We start from the raw sequence: 11332 nt of genomic DNA, 5'->3' as shown, positions 1-11332 counted from the left end.
AGTCGGGCTTATCGTGTCCGGTTTAACCCCGGGTTCCCCGAGATCATCGCGGAGGAGGCCTCCCGGGCGGCGCATAACGGGCATATCGGGCAGTGGGTGAGGGGGTTGGGCATCCTGCGTCGTGAAATCGACGCTTTTGGGCTGATCAGGCGTCGGTTTTACGACCCAGGATGGCCCCGGGGTGCTCGAGGCGACCGGAAGGCGGGTTCCGGCTGAGCCCATACCGGCCCGCCGCCCGGCTGGGGCGTGTGAGGAGGGAACCTGCTCAGCCGCCCGCCGACCTGGACCGCGAGGGGCCTGCCGGACGGCAGGCAGGGCCGGGGAACCGCCCGGCTGTCGCCGTCGCTGCCCATTACGGCGACCACCCGCACGCCCGCAGCCCGACAGCGCTGCCGGGTGGGCCGCCGTCCTTTCCTCGTCGCCGCCGACCACGCCACACCCCGTCGGCCCGGCGCCCGGCTGGGGCCGATGAGCGGGGGACCTGCTGTTCCGCGCCGCCTCCCCGAACCGCGTGAACCCGCGGCTTGAGCCGCCCCGGGAGGGGCGTATCTCCTGGGAACGACAACGGCGGGGCAGGGAGGGCTCCCCCCCCGGGAGGCCGGATTCCCGCCCTCCGGGGGCGGGAATCCGGTGGTCAGATCCGCTTGGCCAGCTTTCTCCGCCAACCGCCGAAAGGGCGCGGGAGGTCGACGGCGAGGACGCCGGTAACCTCGTCGTCGCGGTCGCTGTAGAGGGCCAGGAACGCGCCCGACTCCGGGTCGCCCTCCTCGATCCGCACCGAGCACGCGTCGGTGCGGTGGCCCGCGAACTGGATCTTGTGGCCGTACTGGTCGGACCAGAAGTAGGGCACCGCGTGGTGGGCGGGGGCGCTGTGCTCGCGGCCGAGCAGCGCCGCGACGGCCGCCGCGGGCTGCTGCAGGGCGTTGGTCCAGTGCTCCAGCCGCAGCGGACCCCCGGTGTAGGCCCGGTGGCTGTTGGCGCAGTCGCCGACGGCGACCACCCCGGGCACGTTGGTCGTCCCCGCCGCGCCGGTGCGGACCCCGTCGTCCACCAGGACGCCCGACCCGTGGAGCCACTCGGTGTTGGGCACGGCCCCGATGCCCGCCACCACCGCGTCGGCCGGGAGCTCCCGCCCGTCCTCAAGCCGGACCGCCGTGATGCGCGGGGAGCCCACGAGCTCCACCACGCGGGCACGGGGGTGCAGGCGCACGCCGTTGCGGGTGTGCATCCGCGCGCACACCGCCCCCATCTGGGCGCCCAGCGCGCGCTGGAGCGGGACCCCGCCGGCCTCGAGGACGTCCACCTCGCAGCCCAGGCCCGCCGCGGTCGAGGCGACCTCGGCGCCGATGAACCCGCCCCCGATGACGACCAGCCGCGCCCCCGGCACCAGTTCGCGCCGCAGCGCCTGGGCATCGTCGAGGGTGCGCAGGGTGTGGACCCCGTCGGGCAGTGGGCCGGGGAGCGTGCGCGCCCGCGCCCCGGTCGCCAGCACGACCGCGTCGGAGGAGACGCGGTTGCCGTCGTCGAGGACCACGGTGCGCTCCCGCGTGTCCAGGGCCGTGGCGGTGCGCCCCAGCGCCCAGTCCACCTGGAGGTCCTCGTCGTCGTCGGTCAGGCGGATGTCCTCCTCGGACGCCGTTCCCGCCAGGAACTCCTTGGACAGCGGCGGGCGGTCGTAAGGGGCGTGCTTCTCCTCGCCGATGACGGTGATGCGCCCGTCGAAGCCCTGCTCGCGCAGCGCGCGGGCGCTCGCCAGTCCGGCCAGGGACGCCCCGACCACGGTGGCCGTCCTCATCGGACCGCCTCGCCCACGGCCGCCTCGGCGCCGAGGGCGGCCGAGCCGACGGGGGCGGACTCGCGGACGTAGATGGCGCCGTCCTGGACCACGACCTGGTGGGTCCGCACGGGCTCCTTGGCGGGCGGCCCGCTGGGGCGGCCGGTCCGCAGATCGAAGCAGGCGGCGTGCAGGGGGCACTCCACCGCGCAGTCCTCCAGCCACCCGTCGGACAGCGACGCGTCCTGGTGGGTGCAGGTGTCGTCGATCGCGAAGAGCTCGCCGTCGGCGTTGAAAACCGCGATCGCCACCTCACCCTGTACGCGGACCGACTCCCCGGGCGGGAGTTCGGACAGCTCGCCCACGAAGATCATCTCGCCTCCAAGTTGCATATGAAGAAATTCATGCCGTAATACGCAACACACAAAGGGCGGTCCGGTCCGCCGCTCGTCAACGGTGCTTCTCGACGGCCAGTGGGGTCAGGGGTCGATGAGGGTCAGGGGGTCGGCGCCACGCTGCGCATCCGGATGGGGGGTGCCAACGGATGGACGGGCCCGGCACCGGCCGCACTGCCGCCGACCGGCTCTCCCGGGGGGAGTGGTATGGGCACGTCCGTGAAGATCCTCTCGCCTCTGTTGCACACTGCGAGACCTACAGTGGGATGCGCAACACACAGGATGCGGCTCCACCGGACCGCCCGTCAACGGTCGATTTCAATCCCGTTCATGACGTTCTCGTTTCGAGCACGCCCCGTGTGCCGATTCGCCCCCGGTACTCGCTCCGCCGCACCCGCGCCGACCTGGGACGGAGCCGGTCCAGGGAAGCGGCGGCGCCCGCTGGGCCGCAGCGCCGGCCGGACCACCGGAGCCGTTCCCCGGAGTCGTGACGGCCCCGTCCACCGGGCCGGCCCCGCCGGACGGGGGTTCCACCCCGCCTGGCGAGTCGACCGGACACCCGCCCGGCGCCCGACCGCGCCCGCGGCCACCGGGGGCCCTGTCGGGCGGACCGGATGCGGACACCTTGACCCCTGCGGTGCGGTGCCGTAAGTTGCCGCGTGCCGGAGATAGATATATCACTCGTCGACACTTACCTCCCGAATCCTCGCCCTCTGGGCCCTGGCCCGTCGGCCCCCTCGCGGCGGGCGGCAGGGGCACGCACCGAGGAGGCGTATGACCGACAAGCCGAGGCGGCCGTGGCGGGGCCTGACCCCGCCCGTCGTCCAAGAGGAGCGCATCGTCCGCAAGGCGGTCGGCGCGGCCGCGCTCGGCAACTTCGCCGCCTGGTACGACTTCGGGCTCTACTCCTACATGGCCGTCTCGGTGCTCAACCGGGTCTTCTTCCCCGACGCCGGACGGTGGACCACGGCCCTGGCCCTGGGCGCGTTCGCCTCGGCCTTCCTGGTGCGCCCGCTGGGCGGGTTCGTCTTCGGATGGCTCGGCGACCGGTTCGGCCGCACGAGGGTGCTCGCCGCCTCGATGCTGCTGATGGCCGCGGCCACGGTCCTGCTCGCCCTGGTCCCGGGCTACGGCACCATCGGCCTCGCCGCCCCGCTGCTCGTGCTCCTGATGCGGATGCTGCAGGGCTTCGCGGCCGGCGGCGAGTACACCGGTGCGCTGACCCTGATCGCCGAGTACGCGCCCGACCGGCGGCGCGGCTTCTTCGGCAGCCGCCTGGAGCTGTCCACGCTGGCCGGCTACGCCCTGGGCGCGGCGGCCTCGGGCACGGTGATCGCGCTGCTGCCCTCCGAGGACCTGCTCGCCTGGGGCTGGCGCCTGCCGTTCCTGCTGGCCCTGCCGCTCGGGCTGACCGGCCTGTACCTGCGCATGTCCCTGGAGGACACGCCCGCCTTCCGCCAGCTCATGGAGCGCTCCCCGGCACTGGCCACCATGTCCGTCCGGCGCGCCGTGCAGATCATCGCGGCCCACTACCGGTCCGCGGCGCTGGTGGCCGCCGGGGTGACCATCGCCTGGAACGTCACCAACTACGTCCTGACCAACCACGTGCCCGCCTACCTGTCGGGCACCCTCCCGCGCCACGGCGAGGCGGGCACCGGTGAGGCGACGGTCACGGCCCTTCAGGTGGGCACGATGGTGCTGATGATGGGCGCGATCGGGTCGGTGGGGCGGCTGAGCGACCGGATCGGCCGCCGGCCGGTGCTCATCCTGGCCAGCGCCACCCTGGTCCTCCTGGGGCTCCCCGCCGTGTGGCTGCTGCGCGAGGGGCTCATGGGCCAGATCGCGGGGCTGGCGATCATGGGGACCTCGCTGGTGTGCTTCGCCGCGGTCTCCCCCTCGACGCTCCCCGCGCTGCTGCCCACGATGGTCCGCTACAGCGGCCTCGCGGTCATCTTCAACGTCTCGGTGTCGCTGTTCGCGGGCACGGCGCCGACGGTGATCGAGGCCGCGACCGTCGCGACCGGCGACCTCGACTGGCCCGGCTACTACCTCGTCGGCGCGGGCGTCATCGGCCTGGTCAGCACCTTCTTCCTCAGGGAGCACGCCGGACGCCCGCTGGAGGGTGCGGCGCCGCTGACGTCGAGCTCGGAGCTGCCCCCTCCCCCGCTGTCCCCCGAGGGCGTTCCCCTGGAGTACCCGCGCGAAGAGAGCCCTTGAGGCCCGCGCGGACAGGCGGGCGGACCCCGGAGGGCCCAGCCCGCCGGCTCCGCCGCCCAACGCCGCCCCTGCGCCGTTGATCTCGGGAAATGCGCCCCTACAAGCGGCCCGGAAGCGTCGTTTCTCCCGAGATCAACGACGAGCACACCCGGCTGTCCGCGCGCCTTCTCAGCGGCCGCCCGGCGCCGGTGAGGTACCGACGAGGTACCGCCCATCCCCGCGCCTCCGCGCGCGCGGGCCGTCCTCCGAGCGGCGTCGCCGACGTTGACGGTGGTCCCGGCACGCCCGCGTCGGCACCGCCGCGGGCACGCCTGAGAGCCCCGCGTGCGCACACGCGGGGCCCACTCCTCACGGGTCCGGCCGAACGGGTCGGCCGGAGGCGTCAGCCGATGTACTCGCGCACCCAGTCGTGGAACTCGCCGATGTGGTGCTCGCTGGGCACCAGCACCCCTCCGTCCTTGTAGGACCGCGAGTCCATGGCGAGCTGGCACCGCTCGCACGCGTCGAAGTCCTGCTGGTTGACCCGGTGGAACAGCTCCACCGACCGTTCGATGTCGGCGCCGGAGTCGACGACCTCGGGCAGGTACAGCCAGTCGCACCGCACCAGGGTGCGGTCGGGCGCCAGCGGGAACATGCGGTGGAAGATGACGTGGTCGGGGACGAGGTTGATGAAGACGGTCGGGCGCACGGTGATGGCGTAGTAGCGCCGGTCCTGCTCCTCGTTCACCCCCGGGATCCGCTCCAGGCCGGCCGACCCGTCCACGGTGAAGCCCTCGACGTCCTGCCCGAACTCGGCCCCGTGGCCCACGAAGTACTGGGCGGCCAGGCCGTCGGCGAACTCCGGCAGGACCTCGGTCAGCTCCGGGTGGATCGTCGCGCAGTGGTAGCACTCCATGAAGTTCTCGACGATCTGCTTCCAGTTCGCCTTCACGTCGTACTCGATGCGCCGGCCGAGCTTGAGGTCGGCCACCTGGTAGCCCACGATCGCGTCGGGGGTGCCCAGGCGGTTGGTGACGTCCCCGATGACGGTGTCCTCGAACGAGGGCGGCTCATCGGCCAGGCACACCCACACGTACCCCAGCCACTCGCGCACGTGCACCCGGTGCAGGCCGAAGCGGGCGCGGTCCACGTCCGGCATCGACGTCAGGTTCGGCGCCGAGATGAGCTTGCCGTCCAGGGAGTAGGTCCAGGCGTGGTAGGGGCACTGGAAGGCCCGCCGCACCTCGCCGCTCTCCTCGGTGCACAGCCGCGCGCCGCGGTGGCGGCACACGTTGAGGTAGGCGTTGACCGCGCCGTCCCGGCCGCGGGCCACGAGCACGCTCTCGCGGCCCACCTGCACGGTCTCGAACCGTCCCGCCTTGTCCAGGTCGGCCGCGAGCACCGCGCAGAACCACTGGGTCTCGAAGATCGCGGCCTGCTCCGCCCGGAAGATCCCCGGGTCGGTGTAGTAGTGGCCGGGGAGTGTTCCCTTCAGGCTCTCGGGGAGGTCCTCGCCCTGGTCGAAGGCGGCGATTTCACCGGTCGTCATGGATGTGCTCCTCACGCGGGAGGGGTGGAGAAAGGGAGACAGGGAAGACCCCGCCCCGGCACCGCCGGGGCGGAGGAGAACGGAAAAGGGGTGCGGCGGGTGTCCGGCCTCTCTACCGGAAGACGACCGTGCTGTCCCCGTTGAGCAGCACGCGGCGCTCGCAGTGCCAGCGCACCGCACGCGACAGGGCCAGGGCCTCGGCGTCCCGCCCCACCGTCTGCAGCGCCTCCGGGTCGTAGGTGTGGTCGATGCGGATGACCTCCTGTTCGATGATCGGCCCCTCGTCAAGGTCGGGGGTGACGTAGTGCGCGGTGGCGCCGACCAGCTTGACCCCGCGCCGGTAGGCCTGGTGGTAGGGCCGGGCCCCCTTGAAGCCGGGCAGGAACGAGTGGTGGATGTTGATGGCCCGCCCGTAGAGGGCCTTGCAGGTCTGGTCGGAGAGGATCTGCATGTAGCGCGCGAGGACGACGAGGTCGGCCCCGTACTCGTCGACGAGCTCCAGCAGGCGGGCCTCCGCCTCCGGCTTGTTGTCCTGGGTGACGGGGACGTGGAGGAAGGGCAGGTCCGCGGCCTCGGCCATGGGCCGCAGGTCCTCGTGGTTGGAGACCACCGCGGCGATGTCGGCGCCCAGGCTCCCGGCGCGCCACCGGTAGATCAGGTCGTTGAGGCAGTGCCCGGCCTTGGAGGCCATCACCAGGACGCGCGCTGGGCGGTCCCCGAAGAACGAGAAGTCCATCTCGTAGTCCGCGGCGACGGGCTCGAACCCGGAGGAGAGCTCGTCGAGGTCGACGTCCCGGTCCGAGGCGACCTGCGTGCGCAGGAAGACGCGGTCTCCCACGGCGTCGTCGAACTGCTGGTACTCGCGGATGTCGCACCCGCGCTGGAAGAGGTAGGAGCTGACCGCCTGGACGATCCCGGTCCGCGCCGGGCAGCTCAGTGTGAGGACGAACGAACGGGCCACCGCATGCTCCTCAGCATTCCACGACGTTGAGAGCGAGTCCGCCCCTGGCGGTCTCCTTGTACTTGTCCTTCATGTCGGCCCCCGTCTGGCGCATCGTGGTGATGGCCTTGTCGAGGGTGACGTGGTGCCGGCCGTCGCCGTAGACGGCCATACGGGCGGCGGTGATGGCCTTGACGGAGGCCACCGCGTTGCGCTCGATGCAGGGGATCTGCACGAGCCCGCCGACCGGGTCGCAGGTGAGTCCCAGGTTGTGCTCCAGGCCGATCTCGGCCGCGTTCTCCACCTGCTCGGGGCTGCCGCCGATGACCTCGGCGAGCCCCGCCGCCGCCATGGAGCAGGCGGAGCCGACCTCGCCCTGGCAGCCGACCTCGGCCCCGGAGATGGAGGCGTTCTCCTTGAACAGGATCCCGACCGCGGCGGCGGTGAGCAGGAACCGCACCACCGCGTCGTCGTCGAAGCCCTCCAGGAACGCCCGGCCGTAGTGCAGGACGGCCGGGACGATCCCGGCGGCCCCGTTGGTCGGGGCGGTCACGACCCGCCCGCCCGCGGCGTTCTCCTCGTTGACGGCCAGGGCGAACAGGGTGACCCACTCCAGGGCGGCCAGGGCGTCGCCCTCGCCGCCGCCCGCCTCCAGGCGCGCGCGCAGCTCCCCGGCGCGGCGCCGGACCCTGAGCCCTCCGGGCAGGACGCCCTCGGCGGCCATCCCGCGGTCGACGCACTCGCGCATGACCGACCAGATGTGCAGCAGGCCGTCACGCACCTCCTTCTCGGTGCGGCGGACGCGCTCGTTGGCCATCATCACGCCGCTGACCGGCAGGCCGGTGCGGCGGGTGATGGCGAGCAGCTCATCGCCGGTGCGGAAGGGGTGGGGCACGGGGGTCGCGTCCTCCACGAGCACGGGGCGCCCCGCCTCGTCCTGGTCGAGGACGAAGCCTCCGCCGACCGAGTAGTACTCCCTGCGGTCCACGGAGCCGCCCTGGTCGTCGAAGGCCTCGAAGACCATGCCGTTGCTGTGGAAGTCGAGCCTGCGCCTGCGGTGCAGGACGATGTCGTCGTCCGCGGAGAACGCGATCTTGTGCTCTCCCAGGAGGGTGAGTCGCCCCTCCTCCCGCGCCGCCCGCACCGCCGGTTCGGCGAGTACGGGGTCGACGAGGTGGGGCTGCTCCCCCGCCAGCCCGAGCACCACGGCCCTGACGCTGCCGTGGCCGTGGCCGGTGGCGCCGAGGGAGCCGAACAGCTCGCAGCGCACCCCGGCCACGCGGGCCAGCCGCCCGGTCTCGCGCAGCCGGGTGGTGAACAGGTAGGCGGCGCGCATCGGCCCGACCGTGTGGGAGCTGGACGGGCCGATGCCCACTTTGAACAGATCGAATACGGACAGGCTCATGGGCCCTCCCCTGAGGGGTCGTCGGGCGGGGCGGCGGACGTGTCCCGGGCCGCGCGCCCCGCCTGGGTCCCCGTGCCGCCCCCGGGGAGGGGGTCGCGCCGGAGGCGGCACGGGGGGTCTGTGTCAGCGGCGGATGCGCTTCATCTCGGGGTCGACCAGGGGTTCGGCGGCGACGGTGGCGCGCACCTTCCGGTCGAAGTACCGGATCTCCACGGGTGTGCCGACCGTGGCCCGGGCGGGCAGCCACGCGTAGGCGATGGGCGTGCCGAGCGTGTGGGAGAAGGCGGCGGAGGTGACGTACCCGGCGGTCTCCCCTTCGAGGAGCACCGGCTCGGAGCCGAGCACCACGCTGCGGCCGTCGTCGATGGTCAGGCAGGTCAGGCGGCGCTCGACGGAGGCCTCGTCGCGCCCGGCGATCGCGTCGCGCCCGACGAAGGGGCCCTTGTCGGCCCGGACGGCGAAGCCCACCCCGGCCTCGTAGGGGTCGTGCTCGGTGGTCATGTCCGCGCCCCAGGCGCGGTAGCCCTTCTCCAGCCGGAGGCTGTTGAAGGCGGCGCGCCCGGCGGCCACCACGCCCAGGTCCCGTCCGGCCTCGAAGAGGACGTCCCAGAGGCGCTGCCCGTACTCGGCGCTGGTGTAGATCTCCCACCCCAGCTCACCGACGTAGGACAGGCGCATGGCGATGACCGGGATGCCGGCGATGCGGGCGCGCTTGCAGCGGAAGAACCGCAGGCCCTCGTGGGAGAAGTCGTCCCGGGTGAGCGGCTGGACCAGGTCCCGGGCCAGTGGGCCCCAGACGCCGATGCAGCAGGTGCCGCCGGTGATGTCGCGTACGCGCACGCTCCCGTCCTCGGGGAGTTCGCGCCGGAGGTAGTCCAGGTCGATATTGCCGTTGATGCCGATCTGGAACTCCTGCTCGTCCAGGCGCGCGACGGTGATGTCGCTGCGCACGCCCCCGGAGTCGTCGAGCATCAGGGTGTAGGTGACGGCGCCGACCGTCTTGTCCATCTTCCCGGTGGTCAGGCGGTCCAGGTAGGCCAGCGCTCCGGGGCCGGTGACCTCCACCCGCTTGAGGGAGGTCATGTCGTACATCGCCACGGCGTTGCGGGTCTTCCACGCTTCGACCGCGACGATCGACGTGTCGTGGAACATGCCCGACCAGGCGTCGCGGGACGGCGGCCGCCAGTCCATGGGCAGGTCCTTGGCCAGCGCGGCGTTGGCCGCGTACCAGTGGGGCCGCTCCCAGCCGTGGGACTCCAGGAAGACGGCACCGAGCTCCTTCTGGCGCGCGTGGAAGGGGCTGACGCGCAGGTCCCGGGGGGACAGCCGGGGCTGGAGCGGGTGCTTGACGTCATAGATCTCGATGAAGTTCTGCCGGGAGGTCTCCTCCACGAATTCGTCGGCGGTCTCGATCTCGTCGAACCGGTGGACGCTGCAGCCGTGGAGGTCGAGCCCACTGCGGCCCTCGACCAGGAGCTGGGCGACGGACCGGGCCACCCCGGCCGAGTGGGTCACCCACACGGCCTCGGCGATCCAGAACCCGGCCACCTCGGGCGACTCCCCGATGAGGGGGCCGCCGTCGGGGGTGAAGGAGAAGACGCCGTTGAACCCGTCCTCGATCCGGGCCTGCTCCAGGGCGGGCAGCAGGCGGCGGCCGTGCTCCCAGGACTCGGCGAAGTCCTCGCCGGTGAAGGCCAGCATCGAGGGCATGGCCTCCTCGGTGGTGGCGTCGAGCCGGGGCAGCTCGTCCAGGCCCACCGCCATCGGGCGGTGCGCGTAGGAGCCGATGCCCAGGCGGTCGACGTGCTCGCGGAAGTACAGGTCGCGGTCCTGGTGGCGCAGGATGGGCAGGCGCGCCTCGATGCGCTCGTCGTTGCGCCCGGCCAGCTCGGGCAGCGGCGCGGTGCGCACGTACTGGTGGGCCATGGGCAGCAGGGGCACCGTCATCCCGGCCATGGCGCCGACCTCGCGGCCCCAGAACCCGGCGCAGCACACGACGATGTCGGCGGGGACCTCGCCCTGCGTGGTCTCCACGCCGGTGACGCGGCCGCCGCTCTGCTTGATCCCGACCACGCGGGTGTCGCCCTGGAAGACGGCGCCGCGCGCCTCGGCGCGGCGGGCGAGCGCGACGACGACGCGGGAGGCCTTGGCCAGGCCGTCGGTGGGGGTGTGGAACCCGCCGAGGATCCGGTCGGCGTCGAGCAGGGGGTGCAGCTTGGCGCACTCCTCGGGGCCCACCACCTCGCCGGCCACGCCCCAGGAGGCGGCCCAGCCGGCCTTGCGGTGCAGGTCGGCCAGGCGTTCGGGGGTGGTGGCGATCTCCAGGCCGCCGACCTGGTTGAAGCACCAGCCCCCGTCGGCCTCCAGGCCGGTGAACTTCTCGACGGTGTAGGAGGCGAAGCCGGTCATCGTCTTGGAGGGGGCGGTCTGGTACACCAGGCCGGGCGCGTGAGAGGTGGACCCGCCGGTGAGCGGCAGCGGCCCCTGGTCGAGGACGGTGACCCGGTCCCATCCGCGTTCGGTCAGCTCATCGGCCAGGTTGGCACCGACGATCCCGGCTCCGATGATCACGACTCGGGGGGTCGTACCCATGCTGGTCTCCTTAACTGCGGAGGGTGATGACCACGGGGGCGGCGCCCGCCGGGGCGGCTGCGGCCGCGGGGCCGCCGGGGCGGCCGGGTCGGGACGCGGGTGGTGTTCGGTGTCGGGGCCCAGCGGGCGGTGCCGGGGCACCGGGGACCGCGGGGCGGGCGGGTGGTGGCGGGACGGTCCGAGGGCGGACCGGTGCCGGACGGGGTCCGGGCGGGTGGCTGTGGTGGGCCCGGAGGTCTGCGCCCGCCGTCCCCGACGACTGAACGCACACTGATATATCAATTCGACGGCAACGTACGCGGAGGCCGAACCGGGGGTCAACCCCCTGCCCGGAATCTCCTTGAGCCGCCATCGCCCGCCCGGTCGCCGCCGCCCCCGCCCGGCGGCGTTCCGGGCGTTCCGCGCAGGGCGCCGGCCCCGGCGGCCGACCATTCGGCGCACGCACCCCCTTGACCCCGGCGGACGCGCTGCTAGCCTGAAC

The 11332-nt window shown here is 73.0% G+C and carries 7 protein-coding genes; 1 reads left to right on the top strand and 6 read right to left on the bottom strand.

The genetic code is table 11. The features are described 5' to 3' along the window. Positions 1-634: 634 nt before the first annotated feature. Both O4J56_RS09915 and O4J56_RS09910 read right to left on the bottom strand, forming a co-directional pair. Positions 635-1795 (bottom strand): NAD(P)/FAD-dependent oxidoreductase, encoded by a 1161-nt coding sequence (locus tag O4J56_RS09915; RefSeq protein ID WP_270685365.1) that lies wholly within the window; start codon positions 1793-1795, stop codon positions 635-637. Continuing rightward, positions 1792-2166, bottom strand: coding sequence for a bifunctional 3-phenylpropionate/cinnamic acid dioxygenase ferredoxin subunit (locus tag O4J56_RS09910; RefSeq protein ID WP_333563792.1), 375 nt, complete (start codon positions 2164-2166; stop codon positions 1792-1794). Before O4J56_RS09910 ends, O4J56_RS09915 begins: the two co-directional genes overlap by 4 nt. A gap of 777 nt (positions 2167-2943) precedes the next feature. On the opposite strand from O4J56_RS09910, the gene O4J56_RS09905 reads away from it, so the two are divergent. Then, entirely contained in the window at positions 2944-4386 is a 1443-nt protein-coding gene (locus tag O4J56_RS09905) for an MFS transporter (protein WP_270685364.1), read from the top strand. Between the two features lie 382 nt (positions 4387-4768). Here O4J56_RS09905 and O4J56_RS09900 read toward each other — a convergent pair whose 3' ends face one another. The 4 genes from O4J56_RS09900 to O4J56_RS09885 form a co-directional block, all read right to left on the bottom strand. Then, positions 4769-5914, bottom strand: a complete 1146-nt coding sequence (locus O4J56_RS09900) for an aromatic ring-hydroxylating oxygenase subunit alpha (protein WP_270685363.1) — start codon at positions 5912-5914, stop codon at positions 4769-4771. Between the two features lie 112 nt (positions 5915-6026). Beyond that, the gene (gene purU, locus O4J56_RS09895) at positions 6027-6875 is read right to left on the bottom strand and encodes a formyltetrahydrofolate deformylase (RefSeq protein ID WP_270685362.1); all 849 of its coding nucleotides are present in this window, start codon (positions 6873-6875) and stop codon (positions 6027-6029) included. A 10-nt stretch (positions 6876-6885) separates the two neighbouring features. Then, positions 6886-8259 (bottom strand): L-serine ammonia-lyase, encoded by a 1374-nt coding sequence (locus O4J56_RS09890; RefSeq protein ID WP_270685360.1) that lies wholly within the window; start codon positions 8257-8259, stop codon positions 6886-6888. A 123-nt stretch (positions 8260-8382) separates the two neighbouring features. Then, complete coding sequence (locus O4J56_RS09885) at positions 8383-10851, bottom strand: GcvT family protein (RefSeq protein ID WP_270685358.1); 2469 nt, start codon at positions 10849-10851, stop codon at positions 8383-8385. Positions 10852-11332 lie beyond the last annotated feature (481 nt).

Origin of the sequence: Nocardiopsis endophytica (genome assembly GCF_027706725.1) — a bacterium.
In the GTDB taxonomy this organism is placed as follows: domain Bacteria; phylum Actinomycetota; class Actinomycetes; order Streptosporangiales; family Streptosporangiaceae; genus Nocardiopsis_A; species Nocardiopsis_A endophytica.
This window is presented reverse-complemented; position numbering and strand designations above follow the sequence as displayed.

Excerpts from the sequence above, each read along its gene's own strand:
- O4J56_RS09915 (WP_270685365.1), bottom strand. The coding sequence starts at position 1,795 with ATGAGGACGGCCACCGTGGTCGGGGCGTCCCTGGCCGGACTGGCGAGC.
- O4J56_RS09905 (WP_270685364.1), top strand. The coding sequence starts at position 2,944 with ATGACCGACAAGCCGAGGCGGCCGTGGCGGGGCCTGACCCCGCCCGTC.
- O4J56_RS09885 (WP_270685358.1), bottom strand. The coding sequence starts at position 10,851 with ATGGGTACGACCCCCCGAGTCGTGATCATCGGAGCCGGGATCGTCGGT.
- O4J56_RS09900 (WP_270685363.1), bottom strand. The coding sequence starts at position 5,914 with ATGACGACCGGTGAAATCGCCGCCTTCGACCAGGGCGAGGACCTCCCC.
- O4J56_RS09890 (WP_270685360.1), bottom strand. The coding sequence starts at position 8,259 with ATGAGCCTGTCCGTATTCGATCTGTTCAAAGTGGGCATCGGCCCGTCC.
- O4J56_RS09910 (WP_333563792.1), bottom strand. The coding sequence starts at position 2,166 with ATGCAACTTGGAGGCGAGATGATCTTCGTGGGCGAGCTGTCCGAACTC.